Origin of the sequence: Mycoplasmopsis ciconiae, from assembly GCF_036350065.1 — a bacterium.
GTDB classification, from domain to species: domain Bacteria; phylum Bacillota_I; class Bacilli_A; order Mycoplasmatales; family Metamycoplasmataceae; genus Mycoplasmopsis; species Mycoplasmopsis ciconiae.
The window spans coordinates 39628-61185 of record NZ_JAZDWZ010000001.1; the positions used below are offsets into that span (position 1 = coordinate 39628).

15 protein-coding genes and 2 tRNA genes are annotated in these 21558 nt (G+C 27.6%); 15 read left to right on the forward strand and 2 right to left on the reverse strand.

All coding sequences use genetic code 4. The annotated features are described in order from the left end of the window. Nucleotides 1-4: 4 nt before the first annotated feature. From V2E24_RS00175 to V2E24_RS00235, 13 genes are all read left to right on the forward strand, one after another. Nucleotides 5-1801 carry a hypothetical protein gene (locus V2E24_RS00175; protein ID WP_330500410.1) on the forward strand — a complete coding sequence of 599 codons (1797 nt, stop codon included), beginning with the start codon at nucleotides 5-7 and terminating at the stop codon, nucleotides 1799-1801. Between the two features lie 492 nt (nucleotides 1802-2293). After that, on the forward strand, nucleotides 2294-3049 hold the full coding sequence (locus V2E24_RS00180; protein ID WP_330500411.1) for a hypothetical protein: 756 nt from the start codon (nucleotides 2294-2296) through the stop codon (nucleotides 3047-3049). Between the two features lie 155 nt (nucleotides 3050-3204). Further along, nucleotides 3205-4320 carry a molecular chaperone DnaJ gene (dnaJ, locus tag V2E24_RS00185; protein ID WP_330500412.1) on the forward strand — a complete coding sequence of 372 codons (1116 nt, stop codon included), beginning with the start codon at nucleotides 3205-3207 and terminating at the stop codon, nucleotides 4318-4320. 334 nt (nucleotides 4321-4654) lie between these two features. After that, nucleotides 4655-4738: transfer RNA gene (locus V2E24_RS00190), tRNA-Tyr, on the forward strand. Between the two features lie 5 nt (nucleotides 4739-4743). After that, a tRNA-Gln gene (locus tag V2E24_RS00195) sits at nucleotides 4744-4818 on the forward strand. 166 nt (nucleotides 4819-4984) lie between these two features. Then, nucleotides 4985-7753 carry a cation-translocating P-type ATPase gene (locus tag V2E24_RS00200; RefSeq protein ID WP_407940483.1) on the forward strand — a complete coding sequence of 923 codons (2769 nt, stop codon included), beginning with the start codon at nucleotides 4985-4987 and terminating at the stop codon, nucleotides 7751-7753. A gap of 406 nt (nucleotides 7754-8159) precedes the next feature. Further along, the gene (locus tag V2E24_RS00205) at nucleotides 8160-10460 is read left to right on the forward strand and encodes a P68 family surface lipoprotein (protein ID WP_330500414.1); all 2301 of its coding nucleotides are present in this window, start codon (nucleotides 8160-8162) and stop codon (nucleotides 10458-10460) included. Nucleotides 10461-10547: 87 nt separating this feature from the next. Further along, the gene (locus V2E24_RS00210; RefSeq protein WP_330500415.1) at nucleotides 10548-11909 is read left to right on the forward strand and encodes a thermonuclease family protein; all 1362 of its coding nucleotides are present in this window, start codon (nucleotides 10548-10550) and stop codon (nucleotides 11907-11909) included. Between the two features lie 44 nt (nucleotides 11910-11953). Beyond that, nucleotides 11954-14044, forward strand: a complete 2091-nt coding sequence (locus V2E24_RS00215) for an ATP-binding cassette domain-containing protein (protein ID WP_330500416.1) — start codon at nucleotides 11954-11956, stop codon at nucleotides 14042-14044. Continuing rightward, nucleotides 14028-15062 (forward strand): carbohydrate ABC transporter permease, encoded by a 1035-nt coding sequence (locus V2E24_RS00220; protein WP_330500417.1) that lies wholly within the window; start codon nucleotides 14028-14030, stop codon nucleotides 15060-15062. Before V2E24_RS00215 ends, V2E24_RS00220 begins: the two co-directional genes overlap by 17 nt. Further along, nucleotides 15022-16062, forward strand: a complete 1041-nt coding sequence (locus V2E24_RS00225) for a carbohydrate ABC transporter permease (protein ID WP_330500418.1) — start codon at nucleotides 15022-15024, stop codon at nucleotides 16060-16062. The genes V2E24_RS00220 and V2E24_RS00225 overlap by 41 nt, the downstream gene beginning before the upstream one ends. A gap of 8 nt (nucleotides 16063-16070) precedes the next feature. Then, nucleotides 16071-16346 carry a hypothetical protein gene (locus V2E24_RS00230; protein ID WP_330500419.1) on the forward strand — a complete coding sequence of 92 codons (276 nt, stop codon included), beginning with the start codon at nucleotides 16071-16073 and terminating at the stop codon, nucleotides 16344-16346. A 1-nt stretch (nucleotide 16347) separates the two neighbouring features. Beyond that, nucleotides 16348-17994 carry a hypothetical protein gene (locus V2E24_RS00235; RefSeq protein WP_330500420.1) on the forward strand — a complete coding sequence of 549 codons (1647 nt, stop codon included), beginning with the start codon at nucleotides 16348-16350 and terminating at the stop codon, nucleotides 17992-17994. A gap of 53 nt (nucleotides 17995-18047) precedes the next feature. Here V2E24_RS00235 and V2E24_RS00240 read toward each other — a convergent pair whose 3' ends face one another. Both V2E24_RS00240 and holA read right to left on the reverse strand, forming a co-directional pair. Next, entirely contained in the window at nucleotides 18048-19421 is a 1374-nt protein-coding gene (locus V2E24_RS00240; RefSeq protein WP_330500421.1) for a hypothetical protein, read from the reverse strand. Continuing rightward, the gene (holA, locus tag V2E24_RS00245) at nucleotides 19372-20316 is read right to left on the reverse strand and encodes a DNA polymerase III subunit delta (RefSeq protein ID WP_330500422.1); all 945 of its coding nucleotides are present in this window, start codon (nucleotides 20314-20316) and stop codon (nucleotides 19372-19374) included. The genes V2E24_RS00240 and holA overlap by 50 nt, the downstream gene beginning before the upstream one ends. Before the next feature lie 291 nt (nucleotides 20317-20607). Here holA and rplJ point away from each other — a divergent pair, with 291 nt between their 5' ends. Both rplJ and rplL read left to right on the forward strand, forming a co-directional pair. After that, the gene (gene rplJ, locus V2E24_RS00250) at nucleotides 20608-21105 is read left to right on the forward strand and encodes a 50S ribosomal protein L10 (RefSeq protein ID WP_330500423.1); all 498 of its coding nucleotides are present in this window, start codon (nucleotides 20608-20610) and stop codon (nucleotides 21103-21105) included. 36 nt (nucleotides 21106-21141) lie between these two features. Next, nucleotides 21142-21507, forward strand: a complete 366-nt coding sequence (gene rplL, locus V2E24_RS00255) for a 50S ribosomal protein L7/L12 (protein WP_330500424.1) — start codon at nucleotides 21142-21144, stop codon at nucleotides 21505-21507. The last annotated feature ends 51 nt before the right edge of the window (nucleotides 21508-21558 follow it).

Sequence of the window (21558 nt, forward strand, 5' to 3'; positions counted from 1 at the left end):
AACGATGAAACATAGTAAAAAAATTTGATTATCACTTATTTCTTTTATCAGTGTTGTTGCAATATTAGGCGGAAGCTTAATTTATAAATCTACACACGGATATAAACCAAATTTTTATAATTACAAATCATATATTTCAAAACATAATCGTGAAGTTGTATCGCAAAAGTTACAATATACAGTTTTTAACGAAATTAACGAGTTTAACACAGCCTTAATAAACAACAAAACAGTTGGTGGTATTGGAAGTGATTTTCAAGTAGCAGCTTTAGTTAAACAAGGTTATTTAGCAAAAATTAATTATTCTAAATTATTTGATATGCCAGAATTAGAAGAAAAAGACTATGAAACAGCCTTAAAAACAGTTATGTCTCCTGCTATTTGAGAGCATATTAATTCATATGATGCATATTTAAATGAAAATAACACTTCTAAACCAATTCACTTGTGAGAGTATTTTTACCCTTACTACTCACAAGACGCTACCATAACTTATAACACTAAAAAAGCACGAAACAATGATTCTTTTGCTCAAATCACCGAACAGGATTTAGAAAATAATTTAGCTACAATCAATAATCCTTTAGGAATCAAAGATGCTTATTCGATGTTTAATATTCTTAACACTTTAAGTAAAAATGGCTACACTCATTTATACTTAACTGATGCACTTAGGGATAATTTACTTTATGGTTCTGCTTACAAAGTTGTAACTCCTGAACAAGGTAATACAATCATAAGAAGTGATAAAGAATTTAGTGGTAAGGTTTTAAGAGAAAATTATAAAAGTTTAATTAATGATTTTAGAGATTTGATTAAAGATAGTTTTAATCAAAGTATTAACGATAGCCAGCACATTACTTTCAAAGGTGATGGGCTGGAGATGTTAACTACAGTTTTAGATCCTAAACAACCTCTAGCACAAATGGCAATTATGTATAACGGTGATGCTTTGGATTCTTATTATTCTAGTGATAATTTCACAGATGTAGAAGAAGGAACTGTGGATGTTATCAAACCATCTAAAAATATCTTGCTTGTAGATGGTTTGGTTATAAACAAAAATATTAAAGAAGAAAATCAAGATAGAATTTATTCTTCATTAAATAGTGCTTTTTATAAAAATCACTCTTTAGTTTATAAACAAATGATCAAGAATAAAATAAATAAACAGCAAGCTTTTTTAAAAGTAGCCAGCGAAATTTATCAAGATTTTATCAATGATTTTATAAGCGCTAAAATTCAAGAATTAGATGAACAAATAGCCAAAACCCAAGATCAAGACTCCTTGGAAAAACTAAAACAAAGAAGAGAGATTTTAAATAAAAGTAATATTGAAAAATTAGTTACAAATTTAACTAAAAATTATCAAGTTGATTATTCATATCAAAACCCTTTTGCTCTAAAACTTTTCCAAGAAAATAATGACTTATTAGCTTATGCTCAGGCTATATTGGGTGAAGATGACGTTGAATTATTGGCTAGAATTTTTTCGATTATCCACTTTGATAGACTTGAAAAAGATCAAACCAATTATTTAAAAGAAAAATATTCTAACCTAAATAATTTTGATCTTATTAACTACACACCTACTAATGATTTAGAATATATTTTATTTAGAAATAATTATTTTGTTGATTATGAAACAGGTGAAATTGACGAAAAAGCTCGTTATATATACACAATTGATTTTGAAAAAGACAAAAATAACCCTAATTTTGCACATGCGGCTATCGAACCAATTGATAGACAATTGTTGTCAGATGTAAATACATATTACTATGAAGTGACAAAGAACTAAAAAAGTTCAAAACTTTAATTAATGTGAAACAAACTATTTATAGTTTGTTTTTTTTATTGATTTAAAATATTTTTGTAATTTCGTAATTCTTTTTTAGCCTTAAAATAAGCTAAAAAACAACATGTTTCCATTATGTTTGCAAAAATAATAATTTTTTTAACCTAATAAAAAAATTACATGTAGAAACAAAAACAAAAGGTAAATTATTTGGTAATTTAATTGAATTTTAAAAGACTTTTTTGTGACCCTTTTCTAAAAAAAAAAAAAAAAGTTGATTATTTCAGCCCAAAAATGCGTTTTTTGAACTTTTTGGAAATTTTCCGTAATTTTAGACCTACTAAAATTTTTTTATGAAATTTTTCTAATATATGACCCCTAACAAAGCATTTGTATATTAACTTAATATGGAAACGTGCCACAATAAATGGTAAAATGCCGTTTGAGGCTATTAAATAGAATTAAAAGGTTAAAAATATTTTAAAATTATATTGTATGAACAATGATAATATGTACGAAAAAGAAGATTATATCAACAAGTTGTACGATATGATAAATGAGTCGGATAACATCTATCAATATATCGCTACAAAATTAATGGAAAGGATTAAAAACAAACAATCAGTTATAAAAGGGGGAGAATTCTGTACAGAAATTGGTGTAAGTGCTTCAAGTTTAAGTAACTTCGCCACAACAATTAAGTTTCAAAACATTAAAGAAATGTTTTACATTCACAACTCAATTGTTGCCCACAAAAATAAAAAACCTCTTAAAAATACAGATCAGCAGATAGTCAAAGCTGCTGAATTAATAAGCAAAGCTAACAAAATTTTATTCATTGGTATTAGTGGAGCGGTTGGAATTAATTTTGACTTCCACATTAAATTATTAAGAATGAATAAAAATTCAATTTTTGTTTGTGATAAATACGAGCAAGTTGGTTTATCAAAATTATTAACTTTTAATGATTTAATAATCGTAAACTCAACTTCTTTACAACATAAATGAATGATAGATATACTTAAAAAAACAAACGCAAAAGTTATTTTAATATCTTCAAGATTGCCAGAACCTATCAAAGATAAAGTAACTTTTTACTTTGAATTAGAAAATGAGCAAAAATTTGATGCTATGCGGATTTTTATAACTGAAGGGCGTGTAGAAGCAGCTAGAATATTACATACTTTATTCATAGAGATGCAGAAAAATCCACAAAACCAAAAATTCCTTGAAATTTCTTCATATAGATAATTATCATACGAAAAAGAAAAAAGAATTTTTTATAGGGACATTTTCGTTCCTATTTTTTCTACTTTTTTGTCTAAAAATAAAGACAAAAAGTTAATTATTATTTTTTAGCAAACTTTTTATTCAATTGCTAAAAAAATGTTAAAATATATATCATTATGGCAACAAAAAGAGATTATTATGAAGTATTAGGTATCAAAAAAGATGCCACTGAAAGCGAAATTAAATCAGCATACAGAAAATTAGCAATGAAGTATCACCCTGACAAATTAAAAGACGGCTCAAGTGATGAAAAAATGCGTGAATTAAACGAAGCTTATGAAGTTTTAAAAGATTCAGAAAAAAGAAAAATGTACGACGCTTATGGTCATGATGGAGTTAATGGTCAAGCTGGATTTAACCAAGGAGGCTTCCAAGGGTTTTCTGGAATGGATTTTAGTGATATTTTCGGAGATATTTTCGGAAGTTTTGGTGGATTTGGTTTTGGTTCAAGCAAACAACACAATGGCCCACAAAGAGGGCAAGATGCTAAAACAGTTTTAAAAATAAAATTTTTAGACGCGATTTTAGGTGTAAATCTTAGAGAATCTTTTAAAAAATGAGAAATTTGTGAACATTGTCAAGGTTCATGCAGCGAAGATAATGATGTTGCCCAATGTGACAAATGTAATGGAAGTGGAGTTGAAAAAGTTGTAAGAAGAACAATTTTAGGTCAAAGCATTTCTGCTCAAGATTGTTCTAAGTGCCACGGTTTAGGTAAAATCATTAAAAATCCATGTAAAAGTTGTAAGGGTAACGGATATATTCAAGTTACCAGAAATGTCCAAATTCCAATCCCAGCAGGTGCACAAACAGGAATGAGTTTAGTTTTAAGAGGTTTTGGAGAAAAAGGTACTAAAGGTGGAGAACCGGGTGATTTATATGTTGTTATTGATGTTGAAGAACACAAATATTACAAAAGAGTTAATGATGATTTATATATAGATTTACCAGTTTCTTTTATTGACATTATTAATGAAAAGACAATTTTAATTCCAACTCCTTATGGAAATGAAGAATTAAAACTTAAAAAATCATATAATAAACAAAAACTTCTTAAATTGCCTAAAAAAGGAATTAAAACATCTAAAAGACAAGGTGATTTATACGTTAATTTAAATATTATTATCCCTGATCTTTCTAAGAAGGATTTAAGTCAAATTATTAAAGCTACTGAAGAGGTTAATGATTCATCTAACGCTGATTTTAACGCTGAAGTTAAAAAAGCTAAATAAATATAAAAAAGCAGAGTTTTTAAAAAACTTTGCTTTTTTAATTAACATATTTATTTCACTTAAGTATATTCAAACACACAAAACGTTGTTTTAAAAATCAAAATTATTAATTTATCTAAATAAATAATCTAAGTTTTTTTGGATCAAAAAGGATTTCATAAACAAAGGGTGTGAGTTTTAACTAAAATTTTATTTTTTAATTAGCTTTTTACCATTTTTGTCATATAATTTTATAGCTATTTGTAAAAACATATATTTCAAAAATATTAAAAAAATAATTTCAAAAAAATTATTTTTAATATATAATAATAATGCTAACCAATAGCGAATAAATGGGGGGATAGCAAAGCGGCCAAATGCGGGTGGCTGTAACCCACTTTCTTAGGATTCGGGGGTTCGAATCCCTCTCCCCCCACCATTTTTTGCCCCATAGCCAAGCGGTAAGGCATCGGGTTTTGGTTCCGACACGCGTTAGTTCGAATCTAACTGGGGCAGCCATATCACCTTAAAAGGTGATTTTTTTTATTTTATTTTTAACCTATAATAATTTTTGTACTTTAGAGCCTAATTTATAGGTTTTTTATTTTCTTTAATATTAGATTACTCAAATCTTTTTTATATATAATTAATTAACAAATATCAAGGAGGATATATGTCAAAAAAAATGGATGTCAAAACATCTGAAGATGCAGAAGTTTTTGATTATGAAAACTTTGAAGTTGATACCAATTTTGGTTTAAGCGACCAACAAGTACACTCTCAAAGACAAAAATACGGATTTAATAAATTAACATCATCCAAAAAAATAAATCCTTTTATGGCTTTTGTTAATCAATTTAAAGATTTTATGATTATATTACTACTTATAGCAGCGGCTATAAGTATAGCAGTAGCTATTTACGAACAAGTTACCAAAAGTGACTCTTCAACAACAGACACAATAATAAGATTTGTTGAACCTTTTATTATTTTATTGGTTGTTGTCTTAAATAGTATTTTAGGCGCATATCAAGAAGTTAAAAGTGATCAAGCTGTAAAAGCGCTTGAAAAGGTTAATGCTTCTAATTCCAAAGTAATAAGAAATGGAAAAATGATCAATATTTTAAGTATTGATATTGTTCCAGGCGATATTATTGTTGTAGAAGCTGGTGACACAATTAATGCAGACGCTATCTTAAAAAATAGTTCTAATTTGCAAGTTGTAGAAGCTAGTTTGACTGGAGAGTCTACAGCTGTAGATAAAGATTATTTAGCGCAAGAGAGTGATTCAGAAATTTTAGCAGAACAAAAAAATAAAATTTTTTCTGGCACATATGTAACAAATGGTAGAGCTGTAGCTTTGGTTGTAGCAACAGGTAAAAATACAGTTATAGGTAGAGTTAACTCACTTATTCAAAACGAAGTTCAAACTCAAACACCATTGCAAATTAAACTTAATAAATTAAGTAAAATATTTGGTTATTCAGGTATTGTTTTATTATTTGTTAGTTTAGTAGCGCAAATTTTATTAAATAATGTAATTTCAGGGGTGTGAAATAACCCAGAAATTTACACAAATAGCTTAATTACAGCTATTTCCTTGGCTGTGGCAGCTATTCCTGAAGGTTTAATTACTTTTACAACAGTTTTATTAGCTATTGGTGTAGCTTATATGACTAAAGAAAATGCTATTATAAAAAATTTACCAGCAATTGAAACTTTAGGAAGTACAAATATCATCTGTAGCGACAAAACAGGTACATTAACACAAAATAAAATGTTAATTCAAGATTTATATTTTGAAAATCAACTTTTAAGCGAAAATGATAATAATTATTCTAAGTTTAATTTACTTGTAAAACAAGCGCTTTTGTGTACAGATGCGCAAGTGCATTTTAAAAATAAAAATGATTTTGAAGAAGTGGGAGATCCTACTGAAACTGGAATTATAATTTCAGCTTATCAAAATTCTATCGATAAAAATACTGTTGAAAAAGAAAATAAAAGACTATTTTCTTTACCGTTTGACAGTAACAGAAAAATGATGTCAGTTTTAGTGGAATATCCTGAATACAATTTAGTAATTACCAAAGGTGCTCCTGATGTTATTTTTTCTAAATTAAAGGAAAATACTGACTTTTTTAATGCTCAAAAAATCAATGAAATTTGAGCTAATAAAGCATATAGGGTTTTAGCTGTAGCAACCAAAAAAGTTGCTAAAGACAAAACTACATTAACATTTGAAGATGAAAATAACCTTGAATTTAGCGGTTTAGTTGCATTAATGGATCCTCCTAGAGTTGAGGTTAAAGAATCTATTAAAGAATGTCTAAGAGCTGGAATTAAACCGGTTATGATAACTGGAGATCACTTAACTACAGCTGTAGCTATAGCTAAAGAGTTAAACATTTATCATGAAGGTGATTTAGCTATTAACGGAAGTGATTTAGCTAAAATGTCAGATCAAGAGTTGTTTGAACAAGTGCAAAAAATTAGTGTTTATGCACGTGTAAATCCTGAAGATAAATTAAGAATAGTCAAAGCCTGACAAAAACACAACCAAGTAGTTGCTATGACAGGGGATGGAGTTAATGACGCTCCAGCTCTTAAGGCTAGTGATATAGGTTGTGCAATGGGAATTACAGGAACAGATGTTTCTAAACAAGCGGCAAATATCATTTTAACTGATGATAATTTCAGCACCATAGTTAAGGCTGTAAAAGGTGGAAGAGAAATTTTTGACAAAATTAAAACAGTGATTTTAAACTTGTTAATTAGTTCTTTAAGCGAGATTATTGTTATGTTATTTGGTTTATTTGCATTTAGATTTATTTTTAATCAGCAAATAGGTGCTGATACAGATTTTTGAGTTTTAAGCGCAACACAACTTTTATGAATTAATCTTTTAACTCATGGGCTACCAGCCATAGCCTTGGGTATGGTACATAGTGGTGATGATGTTATGAATCGTAAACCATTTAATAAGAATGAATCAATTTTTGCGCGTGGAATGGGCAAAAATTTAATATTCCAATCACTTGTTTTATCATTTTTAGGTTTATTAAGTTATTTTGTTGTAGCGATTATAGCAACAAGTCTAAATATAAGAGGCGAAGAATTTGTTAAAGTTACTTCAACAGCGTGCTTTGTTAGTGTCGGGATCGCCGCTAGTCTAAGTGCACTTAATTTAATGAGCCAAAAAAGTTTATTTAAATGTTCACTTAAAACATATAAATTAGTTTATTTAGCTTCAATTTTTTCACTTTTATGCGTAGTTTTTGCTGCGTATGTTCCTGGTGTGAGAACAGTATTTAAAATGTATGATCCACTTTCAGCTTATGATTATAGATTATGATTAATACCAGTGTTTTTAGGAATGGGATTAATATTAGCTAATGAAATAAAGAAACTTTTTAGTTTAAAAATGAACAAAATTAGACTACCAAAACTTTAATAATACCATTGAAAGCAAGCGTAAATACACGCTTGCTTTTTTTGTTTTTTTACTCAAAAATATATATGTAAAAAAGTGTGAAAAACCAACGAATTTTTTTATGGAAATATATGAAAAATATTTTTTATTAGCATAAATATATATAGAATTATATTGTATGTTAATACAAAAAGGTGTTTTATATGTTTGATATTTTAAAGACTAAATTATACTTATAAGCCTATAAAATAGCCATTAATGTTATAGCAAAGTAATTTTGTTATAACTTATTATTTTTACAATCTTGAATAGTCAAATTGAGTGTTAATCAAAAAAACTAAAGGATACGATTTAGAAAACAATTTCATTATTACTTATTGAGATTTAAAAATAACTAACATATAAATTATTTATACAAGGGGAATTTATGTTTTCAAAGAAAAAAATTAAGCAATTTGCGATTTCTGCAGCTATTTTATCTTCAGCAACCGCATTGTTAGCAGCTGTTTCATGTGGAAGTGGGCCATCATCATCTAGTTCAGGTTCAGGTTCTAGTTCAGGTTCAGACCAAAAAGGACGTTTCACCGTTCCTGAAAGTAACGAAATCAAATTTGGTACTACTTGAAGTCAAACTGGATTCCAGTACAGAGCATTTGAAAAAATTATAGCTCAATACAATAAAGTGGGTGCACAAAAATACCCTAATATCTTTAAACCTGTTGCTTTATATAACATCGGTAGTGGATATAGTGAAGGAGTAACCAAAGTTTCTCAGTTTCTTGATACCAAAAAAGAAGGATATCACATTTATTTTGGATATCCAGTAATTGCTTCTTTATTAGCTAAAAGTGACATGTTATTGGATTTTAATGGTGGTAACTCAAAAGTTTCTTTAAAAAGAGAACAATTTGATAGCCAATTTTTAAAATCAAATAGTGAAACACAATTTGTAAGCGAAGGTTCAAATACCTTATACATTTTACCAATGGCAAAAAGTACTCAGGTTTTATCATTTAACTCTCCGGTAACACTTTATGCTTTTGAAACTTTACTTAGTAAAGGTGCTAAGTTAAAAGAGGGTGATGAAAAAATTAAACAATTTTACGAAACTATAAAATCTAAAGGTCAAAATGACTTAGAAACAGTTAAAAAGATTTGAGGAGAACCTGTTGTAAAAGATAATGAGTTTGATGGATACATAATAGGATACGACTCAATTAATACATATAGTGGTATTTTTACATTAGCCGAAAAAATTCAATCTTTATTTAAAAATGCTAAAGATAATCCATTAAATGGTGATTTACACGCAATGGGAATTGATGATGTAACTGGTGTTTTTGAGACAGCGGTATCACAAATGGCTGATGGTAATATAGACCAAACGTTAATAGTTCCGACACAAAATGATGAATCTACAGATATCGATTACACAAAAATAACCAACAGATCAAGTGCAACATTTACCAATGCACAACAAGTTTATAACTTAATTAGTAATACAACAAAAAGTGGTGCATTAGTTTTACAACCTGGTGGAGCGTATTCATCAGCAAATCAGTTAAATCATAAATTTGCGTTTAGTATCGGTTCTACAGCGGGATACAGTCATAATTTCACTAAAAATGGTGTCAATGCTTTAACAATCACAAATAATCAATTTTTAGGAGCAGAAGTTCCTCAGAGTATTATAAATGACTTAACTGTTGATTTGAATTCAATTAAATTAAATGAAGCATTCTATTATTCTATTGAAGGTAATGAAGTACCCGGGACAAAAGGAAAATCTGCTGGTTCAAATGCGATTATTGGTTTAGGAAATTATGCTAATGCAGTTTTCCCAAGCAATTACACTAAGGCAGATAAATACGATTTAGTACTATCATCTGACGAACAAAAAACAATGATTGAGCAATTTGTTAATGAGAACAAAGGTGATTCAACAGCTAATAAATTTAACTCTGATAGATCATTAAAATACGGATTACTTGTTTTTGCAAAAGATAAAGTTATTCCACAAGAATTTGTAGAGCGAGTAAAAACAGCTTCATCATCAAAAAGTGATTTAAAATTCTTAGGAACTTTAAAAGATTCTAAAGGTTTAGTGTTCCTAGTTAAAAATGATAGTTTTTCAGAATCAACAACACTTGACCAAATAGAATCATACGTAAAAGAAACATTCGGATTTACTAAGGTAACAAAAGATACAACAAATACGCTTCAAGAAAATGAATTATACACACTGCCTACACCTTCAAAAACATATACAAGTAACCAAAAGAATGTATTCTATCTTCAAGGGCCCTCATTCATAGGTGCTCGTTCTAATCGTATAGACGAAAATGCAACTAGAGCGTTTATGCACTGAATGATGACAGACCAAGATACATATGAATTCGACAAAGGTAAACCTATGAAAATCCTTGATTTTTATCAAAAATCATTGTCATACGTTGTTGGAGCTAATATTAGCCAATTAGTTGCTTCAAAGGTTGCGGGAAATAACGAATATTTAACAACAGCTATACAAATGTTTAAAGATGTCGTAGAAAAAGATGATTATATCTTATATGAAACACCTTCTGGTATAAATTCAGATAATTACAGAAAAGAAATTGAATCAGCATTTAACAATGTTCAAACAGCGGTTAAAGATAATAAAGATGTTCCAAATATAATTGATAACTTAGTTCAAAAATTACAAGAAAGCGCTTGATTCAAAAAATAAAACATACCTATAACTTAAAAATTACAAATAATTTGCTTCTGGCAAATTATTTATTTATATATTTAAGAAAATAAGAAAAGAGCAATTGTGAAAAGAAAATTAAAATTTAAAAAAATTCTTTTGTGTTCTTCATTTGGGTTTTTGATCGCTGCACCAGTTATTGCTTCATCATGTAATTCGATAAGCTCAAAAAGCAATATACATATTTCCTTAGAAATAACTGAACCAAACCAAACAAACCCAATTAAGATTGAACCAAGATATGAAGATAAAGAATTCGTGTTATACAATAAAGACACAAATGAGCTGTTAGACAGTAAATTGTTACAAAACATAGCAAAAGAATTAACAAGTAAATTAACCCAAGCATTTGATAATTTAAATCTTGTCTCAATAAAAAAATCTAGTTCTTTAATACCTACCACTAACGATTTTTCTTTTAAAAACGAGACTGTAAGTGTAGATATTAATGGCGTAAAATTTTATTTAGAATTAGTTAAACCTCTAAGAGATACAGTGACCTTTAATAACGGCACCACAGATAAAATATCTGAATATAAAGGTCTTAATGGCGACTCAAATAAACTTATTTCAGACAATTTAATTTCGTTTAAATTAATGTATAAAGATGAAAATAATATTTATTCAAATGTTTATGAATTCAATGGTAATATAGGATATAAAAAAGCTGTTGAAAAAGATATAAATCCTACATTAAACAACTATTTAAATAGTTATCAAATAGATCAATCTAAATTCAAAAAATTGAATATCGATTGAAACACTATTCCGTACGTAGACGTTAGAGTTGTTGATGTTAGCGATGGTGATACTTTTAAACTTCAATTAGTTAACCCAGAACAAAAAAATAACTTTAGTGGGATAAACTTAAGTAATACTTTTACTGTTAGACTTACTGGTGTTGACACCCCTGAAAAAGGTGTTGGAAGAGGTGCGGAAAGAGTTGAAGCAACAAATTGAGAATATTCTTTTGCCTCAATGTCGACAAAATTTGCGCAGTTATTATTTTCAAACACAAACAAAAATTCATCTAATAGTGTTGTAAGATTAGCTTTTGTGGAAAGTGCTGATGCTTATAATAGAATTGTAGGTGATGTGTTTTTTGGAGAAAATTACCAATATTCATACACATCTGAAATCGTTAGAGCAGGATTAACATTACCTTATACAACTTATTCTACATTCAAACCAAGTGATTTTAACAATAAAAAAAGTTACGAATACAATGTTTATCCTTCTATAGCACAAGCTTTTAGGGAGGCTATAGCTAACAAAAATGGATTTTTCTATTACTTTGCTAGTCCAAATGATGTTCAATCATATATTTATTTAATAAAAGTAAATTCAAAATGAATAGGATTTTCTCTAGACCCAACTCAAGTTGGAAGTATTGAATATTCTATAGCTGAATTAAATAACAAAAAATAGTAGTTAAGCAATAATATATAATATTAATTAAACAAAAGGAGATTATGAAACTAAAAGAATATTTTAAAAGTCTTCAAAGCGATCTTTTAACAAAAGTAAACAACGAAGATTTAGATAAGATTGCTAAATACTATAGCGAAATAAAAGAAATTGATAAAACGGATATTCCTTCAATAGAATTAAAAAATCTAAATATTGATTTTGGAGAAACATTAGCTGTTGATAATGTTAGTTTTAAGATTCCTGAAGGGAAATTGGTTACCCTTTTAGGGCCTAGTGGTAGTGGTAAAACAACAACTCTTAATGCTATTGCTGGATTATTAACACCAACATCAGGGAAAATTTATTTTAGAGGTAAGGATGTAACAGACTTTTCTCCTCAAAGAAGAAAACTTGGTTTTGTTTTTCAAAACTACGCATTATACCCTCATTTAAGTGTTTATGATAACATTGCTTTCCCATTAAAAAATGACACCGAATGACAATTTAAGATTTTCTTAAATAAAGTCCAAGCTAAATTAAATATTGACTCTGTATATTTAAAAAGAGCTGGTGCCTCACAAGAAGAAATTGATAAAGTAAACCTTGCTTTAGATCAATGAAGATTATTATCTGAAGAATTGCAATATAAAGCTAATGATTACTATACAAGAATGTCAAACTCTTATGAAAAAGCTAAAATTGATAAAAAAATGGTTGAAATTCACGAAAATTCTGAGTTATCAATTTTATCTAAAAATATCGTTAAAGAGCTCGAAATTGTAAAACAAGAATCTAAAACAAAAATTAATGAAGCTAAAACTAAATTCGAAATTGCGAAAGCAAGTAATTTATTAGGTGATTTAGAACCTTCTAAAGAGTTAAATGAAGTTTTAAAAATGCTTCCTGAATTAAAATTCAAAAAAATCACTGATATTGATACAAATCAACAAAAAGTTGATTTAATTCAAAAAACTATTTTAAAATTAACAAGTGTTGATTTTGATTCTTTACTTTTAAAAGATAGAATTAAAATTTTAGAAACCGAAGAAAAGCTTATTAAATTCATGCTTGCTTACAAACATGTTATTAATACAAATAAAGTTATTGAAAAATATAAAGCTGAAAGAATTAAGGTTAATGAAGAATTCTTAAAACAACAAAAAGAATTTACGCAATTAATTAAAAGTGACAAAGTGTACGTAGAATTACGTAATGATGCCAAAAAATTACCTTTAGTAGCTAGAAAAAATTTCTATAACTTATATCAAGAGATTACAAATAAATACAACATAAAAGATTTGAAAAATTCAAGCAACAAAACAGGGGCTGCATCTCTTACAGAAGAAGAAAAACTTTTAATTAAAGAAAATTCAAAAGATATTATTCCACTTAAAAAAGCCATTCACTTAGCTGTTATGGAAGTTGCTAAACGTGTTGAAATTATTCCTATTTTACAGAAAAAACCAACTCGTTTAAGTGGAGGTCAACAACAACGTGTTTCTATAGCGCGTGCTATTGTTAAAAAACCTCATATTCTTTTAATGGATGAACCTTTATCAAACCTTGATGCTAAATTACGTATTTCTACACGTCAGTGAATTAGAGAAATTCAACAATCATTAGGAATAACAACTGTTTTTGTTACCCACGATCAAGAAGAAGCTATGTCTATTAGCGATATTATCGTATGTATGTCAATGGCTAAAGTTCAACAAATGGGTTCACCAATGCAGTTATACAACAAACCTAAAAATCAATTCGTTGCTCGTTTCTTAGGTATGCCAGAAATGGGACTTTTCAAAGCTGTTTATGACAGTGGAATAGTTAAATTAGGTGATAAAAAAATTGATAAAATTAAACTTTCTAATAAAGAATATATTGACTTAAACATCGGTGTTCGTAGTGAAGATTTTATTATTAAAGATAAAGATTCTTCTTCAATGTTAAGCGGAACAGTAATTGTTGTTGAAAACTTTGGTAAAGAAAGTAAATTAGTTGTTGATGTTGAAGGATTCGGAAGAATAAACTTCTTATTAGGGAATGAATATAACTTCAAATTAAATGATCAAATTTACTTTGATTTACCGCTTAATAAATTACACATTTTCGATCAATTAACAGAAGAGAGATTATCATATGAAATTAGTGAATAATCGTTTATATGAAAAAATAGGGCAAAACGTCCCACTCTTAAGAAAATGAGCTTATAAGAAACAAACCAAAAGAACTCAAAGTTTAAGTATTTCTATTTTAGACAAAAGAACACCTTTTGTCATACCGTTCTTATTATTGTTGCCATCAATTGTAATTATTAGTATCTTTACAATTGTGCCAATGATTTACAACTTACAAAAAGCCTTTACTGTAGATGAAGATTACACAATTTTTCGTAATTTTGCTTTAACATTGGCTGACCCTAGATTTTCTATTGGTTTTAGAAACTCGTTTATATATGGTATTTTTGCACTACCTGTTGTTATGAGTTTATCATTAGTTATTTCCAGTTTAATTGCAAAACTATCTAGAAAAGCTTCTAAAGGATTTTGACAGTCAGTATTTTTTATGCCATACGTTACAAATGGTGTCGCTGTTAGTTTAACATTTATCCAAGTGTTTTCAACAAATGGATTATTTAACCAAATAATTGACTCAAAAATTAACTGATTAAAAAGCGGTGATCAATCTTCTTTTGCGGCGTTAGTGCCTATTATGATTAATGGTGTATGAAACGGACTAGCATTTAATGTTTTAATCTTTACGACTGCAATGATGGGTGTAGATAAAAACTTATATCGTTCAGCTTCCATTGATGGAAGTAGTGGTTTTAAACAATTTTTTTATATAACATTGCCATCTATTAAAGGTACATTTAATTTCTTAATTACAATATCAATTATCGGTGGAATAAAAGTTTTCCCACTTGCTTTATACGAAAACAAACCAATAGATGCATTCTCTAACGGAGCATCAACATTAATGATGTATGTTTATTTTACAGCAACAGTATCTGATCAAGAATTAAGTGGAGCAGCAAGTATCTTGCTATTCCTAATTGGATTCACTTTCCAAGCTATTTTACGTGGTGGAATGTTTATGGCGCAACTAACAATGAATTATTTAGGAGAAAGTAATGTTTGAAACAAAGTTAATAGTAAAAAATTACTTCATTAGAAAAAAACTTAGAAAAAACACCGAAAGAGTTTCTTCTCAAGTTTCTGAAACTAAAAATTTAAAGCCAATATTAGCCACAATCACCAAAATAATTTTTCTTTGTTTATTAGGTTGCATAGTTTTATTACCGTTTTTCATGATGTTGTCTATATCGTTTATGCCTGACAATGAAGTTGAAGGATTGAAAAAAACCTTTCACTTATTACCTTCATTTGGTCCGGGTCAATCTTATTTTAATGAAGGTTCTTCAACTTATGAACATGGTATTAATAGTGATGTTCCATGAGCGGATGTAGTAGCTAACACATATAAAAAAGCTTTTAGTAGTGGATACGGAACAGCGATTTTATTTACTTCGTTAAACGTTGTTATTTCTGTTATTTTAAAGGTAATTATAGTTACATTAATGGGTTATGCATTTTCATTAAGAAACTGAAGAGGAAAAAATATAATTTTTTCATCTGCTTTAGCGTTATTAGTTTTACCTGAAGTAGCTTTATTATACGGACAAAAAATAGTTATTACACAATTAGGTATAACAGCAACTTATGTAGGATTCCTCTTTGCTGTTGCTTTACCATTTGTGGCAAGTATATTTAATGGATTAATGTATAAAAATGCATTTGAAAGTATTCCTGGAAGAATTAAAGAAGTTTCATTAATCGATGGTGCTGCAGGTTGAAAATATTTATTTAAAGTAGCTATTCCAATGGTTGTACCAACAACTTTAACTGTCGTAATTCTTACAGCATTAGCTTCTTGAAATGCTTACTTATGACCTCTAAGTATTAAACCAGACAGTATAAAAGTGGAAGTTATTTCTGTTTGATTATTTAAAGCTGGATTATCTGACAATTCAAGTGATCAACCGCTAGTTTACTACAACGTAAAAATGGCCGCTAGCTTAATTGCTATTTTTCCGATGATGCTTGTTTACTTCATTTTTAGAAAATACATTATGAGAGCTATAGGAAGACAAGGTTCAACAATTAAAGGATAGGAGAGAAAATGCAAAATTATAAAAGTCGTGTTATAAAATGATCTATTGTTTTAGTTATTTCTTTTGTAGCTATTATAGTGTTTTCAGTGATCATATCTTATTCTGATTATTATGTTAATCTAGCTAAATACGTTTCATACGAATCTAAAATTCAAAGTTTTTTTGTTAATTTAAAATCTTATTCTGTGGGGTTATTAGCATTTTCATGTATTTTATTAGTATTTAGTTCGATAATTACATACGCAGGATTTAGATCACTTAAGTATGTGGGGATGTTTTATTAATATGAAAATAAAATTTAAAAAATTATTATTCGTTTCAGCTTCTTTACTAGCTTCAACAACCCCTTTAATTGCTAATAGCTGTTTTTATGCTAATGATCCAAGTATTTTATTTGCTGAAAACTATATAAAAAATAATCCTATATTTAACTCGTCAGAAAACGAATTTAAAACAGAAAATCCAAAAGTAAAAGAATTTATTGAAAAAATAAAACAAATTAGAAGGTTTTCATTTAGCGGTGTTTTTTACAATTATGAGTTCCTAAATAACATAGTTATTGATTTTGATTCTCAAGAAGAATTAAAACAAACATTACCAGAGATAAAAGCTGCTTTTGAACATTATTATAAAAATACACCTATGATGTTTTATTATTTATTCAATAAACAAAATTATACTTTTAGCGCAAGTACCGATGCATTTTTAACAATAAACATGACATCATTAACTTATAGTCTACAAGATTATAAAAGTTCTACTCAAGAGAAAAAAAATGATAACACTAGCGATAAAAGTGAAGATGAAGATAAAGGTAAAGATGAAAATAAAAATAAGGATACAAAAAAAACAGCCACTCAATCCACTCAAGGTGGACTTATTGCGATACCTTATAACATTTCTTATCTTAATTTATTTTTGGACATAACATCAAATAAATTCGGAAGTCAAGAACTAAATAACACTTTTAATAATTATTTAAAACTTTATAATCAATTAAGATCGCTTTATTTAAATGTTAAACCAATAACAGATAATAATAAACCTGAAGGGATCTTTAAAGCTTTTGCTCCGATATATTTATTAAAAGGTGTATCAATTGACGGTATAGGTGCTGAAGGAGCTACTAAACAAAATAACGCATATAAAATATTTGCTAAGCCAATGGATATAAATGATCCTGATATTATTAAAGCCTTTAACGATTCGCCTATTGGTTTTTTTGAAAATAATTTAGATTTAATGTTTTTTTCTAGTCTAATTACTTTGAAAAAAGAATTAGATAAAACATTAAACGATTATAATAATCAGATAGAATATTACGATTACTCAGAGCGTACTGAATTTGATAAATTGGAATTAGAAGAAAAAAAAGAAAAGTATGAACAAGTAAAATTTAAATACGATCAAAAACTCCAAGAAAAAGATGAGTTTATCGCTAAGTTTAAACAAGTTCAAGAAGCAAAATTAAAATTCCTGAAAGCTAGAGAAGAATTAAAAATATCTACTTCAGCAGAGTTAGAATCTAAAGTTGAACAACTTAAAATGGAATTTGAAACAAGGGAAGAAGAATTCGCACCAATAAAAGCGATTTTTCAAAAAGATATAGATGCTAATATCGCAAAAATTACCAAACAATTAGATGCAAACCATGGTTCGCTTGAGTTATATGTATTAATGATAAGCAAATATTTATATGGTGCTAACTTTGAAAAGGTTCAAGTTATCAGAGGAAAAAAAGACGGTACCCAAGAATATGGTGCTTGATTAGAATATTGAGATAAAGAGCAAAATAAATGATTTGTATTAGATGTATACAAAGATTATTTAAATAAATCTCAAAGCGATTACACCCCTCAACCTCAAGAGACAATTCCTTCTGGATACACAATTTTAGAAGAGTTTAAACCATTTGCAAATATCAAAAATTAATTAATAAAAATAACAATTTTTAAATTGTTATTTTTTTATATTGATAAATTAAACTATTTAGCTATTAACAATTTCAATTCAAAGGGTCTTACAACATTTGTGTTATTAGTGTTGTTAGTTGAATAAAGTAAATTGAATTGTGAATCAATGTTAAGACGCTTTAGAGATTTAGATGAATTAAAAATAATCAAATACTCTTTAGCGGTTTCAGTTTTTAGTTTGAAAAAATTTAAATTATATTTATTGTAGTAATTAACACTTATTTGTTCGCTAACACTTAAATCGCTTTCTAGAATGATCTTTTTGATTTGACTTATAACATCAAAAAAGATTTGTTCAATATTAATTCTTTTTTGGATGATATCTTTTTTAAGCGAAAAATCTTCAAACAAGCACTCTTGAGTATCTGGACTAAAGCTACTGATGTTAAAAATCATACTTAAATCACTACTTTTGGATAATAAACAATTAAGCGCTACATATGATTTAATAATTTCAACAAAATAAAAATTACTTTTGTGGAAATTTTGAAAAAACATCACATCTAAAGAATTGTTATAGTTAAATGATACATTCATCTTATTTAATTCAGCTAAAAACTCGAAAATGAGTTTTGATGAAGAATTGAAATCATGGATTTGAAGATCATAAATAAAGTCATTGAAAAACGAAAGTTTAAACATTTTTTGATTAATTTGTGAATTAGCGTAAAACTTATTAAAAGCAACAAATTTGATTTTTAAATTTCGTTGCACAAATTTAAATGAGTCATTTATTTGAATTATCTTTTCCTCAAAATTATTTTTTTGTTCTTGGAAGAGGTAGTTTTGAATATTTTCAATAAATATACCTTCAGCCACAAAAGAACTTTTGTAAAAATCACAAACAAAACCTAAAGCCCTTTTAAAGGGATTTTGACCTTTAGTATCTAAAGATAAATTTAATTCCTTAGTTTTAATAAAGTCACTAATGTTATAACCTTTTTTATGAGTGTAATCATTTCAAAAATTTTCGTTTACTAAATTATTTTGATTAAAATCCTTAATTCTTTGAATAAACTTTTCTAGTGAAAATATCTGGTAAATATCAATGCTAAAATAAATTTTAATCCCACTATTTCTTAAAATTTTGCTGAAGTTTTTAATGTTAAAAATAATTTCTTTTTTGTTTTTAATTTCTGATATTTTATCACTGTAAGTAAAATTTAGAATCTGTGCTAAATTCGGGAAAACTAAAACAATTTTGTTATCAATTAAAATTTGTTGAAAAGTCATTATTTTTTTTAAATACTCTTTGATAATTTCAGTGTCAGCAGACTCAAAAATTTCCTTATTTAGGTGTAAATATGTTGAATTACTACTAAAGGGTTTATGTTTATTAAAAGTCAATAAACTCTTTAATGATGAAATTTTTGAATTTGTCAGCATCACTATCTCCTACATTTTTATAGTAAAAATCAAGTTTTTGTAATTCTTTTATTAAATGAATAACTTTTTTAATTCCGTACCTTCTTAATAAAATTCCTGCACTTTTAATTCTAAAGGGATGAATTTTTTCAAGATTAGCCATTTGCGCTTCTTTTAAGTCAATTTTAGCGTAAGCATAATATTTATACGCATTAATTACTAAATCACTAAATTGAGCAATTAAGCTAATTACATCCGTATTTTCATTTAGTCTCTCAAGTAATTTGCGGTAAATACTTTCGAAATTAGCCGAACTTAAAGAATTTGAAAAAGCAAAAATATCGTTTTTATTATATACAGAAATTGAGTTGTTAATCATTTGTGCACTTATGTTTTTATTCTCTAAAAGTAATTTATTAACTTCATTAATAATTACATTTAAATCATCAGGCATAATTTCTAAAAAATATGTTAAATTATCATGCGAAATTTCACCGTTATTTTTTTTGATATAGTTTTGTATCACGCTAAAAAGCGATTTTTTCTCAAGCGATTTAGCTAAAAAAACTTGTGAATTATCTAATAAAAAAGCACTAAAACTATTTGAATTTAATTTATCTACGTTAGCTACAAAAACCACTGTATTTTTGTAGTTATTTTGATTAATATTCTTAAGTAGCCTCAATAATGATTGATAATTATCCATTTTTGCGCCTTTAGAAGCTAAAATATCTAAATTTTTGATAATAAAAAGTTTCGCTTGGTCAAAAATGTTGTTGTTAGCTATTTTTTCTTCAATCTCATTTACAGGTGTGTTAGGCTCAAAAATAACAATATTTTGATCATCAAATTTTTTCTTAATTTTTGTTATCTCGTTTTCAATAAAAAAATTTTCAATTCCATATATAAGTTTCATATAACAATTATAAATTTATTTTACTTATGTTGTTTTAGTTTTTGTTTTATTTGCAAAATAAAAATTATTTTTTTACTCAAGATTAAACAAAAACTTATTAATATTTTTAAGTTATTAATAACTTAAAAAATAAGTTGAAAATCTTTGAAAAATTAATTTTATTAAAATTATAAATTCGATATAATTGTGAAGCAATACATTAAGACAGTAACTGCCAAGCTTAATATGTTACCGAGTGTATATCCTTAATTTAATGTGTTGCGTTCTTAAATATTTGTGGAAGGAGGCAAGATGTCAGAATCAAATTTTAAATTAGCAAAAAGACAAGTTGTTAGCGAAATTAAAAACAAAATTTCTGCTGCTCAGTCATTAGCTTTTGCTGAATACCGTGGATTAACAGTTTCACAATTGGCTGAATTAAGAAAAATGGCTAAAGAGCACGGAGTTGAAATTAAAGTTTACAAAAACCGTTTATTCAAAATCGCTGCTAACGAATTACATTTAGGTGATTTAAGTGATCACTTAGTAGGACCAAACATTTTTGCTTTTTCAAATCAAGATCCTATGTCTGCTGCAAAAGTTTTAGTTAAATTTGCAAAAGAAAACAAACTTATGGTGATTAAAGCCGGAACATACGAAGGCAAAGTTATCGATGCTAAAGGTGTTAGCGAAGTTGCTTCATTACCTTCATATGAAGAATCACTTGCTATTCTTGGGCGTTCATTATTGGCACCATTACAAATGTTATCTCTTTCTCTTAAATTAGTAAGTGAAGGAAAAACTGAATAATCTAAAATTTTATAATTTTAAACGAAAGGAATTATTATGGCTAAATTAACAAAAGAATCATTTATTGAATCATTAAAAGAAATGTCAATTAAAGAAGTTATGGAATTAGTTGACGCAATGAAAGAAGAATTCGGAATCGACCCTATGGCTGCTGTTGCTGTTGCTGCTCCTGCTGGAGAAGCTGCTGAAGAAAAATCAGAAGTTACAGTTACATTACAATCAGCTTCAAACAAAGTTGCTGTTATTAAAGTAGTTAAAGAAATCTTAGGTGTTGGATTAATGGATGCTAAAAAAGTTGTAGATTCATTACCAGCTAAAATTAAAGAAAACATCAAACCAGAAGAAGCTGAAGCTATTAAAGCTCAATTAGTTGAAGCTGGTGCTGAAGTTTCTATTGACTAATTTTTTCTCAAATAAATGAACATTTTTATTCAAAAATCGCACTAATAAGTG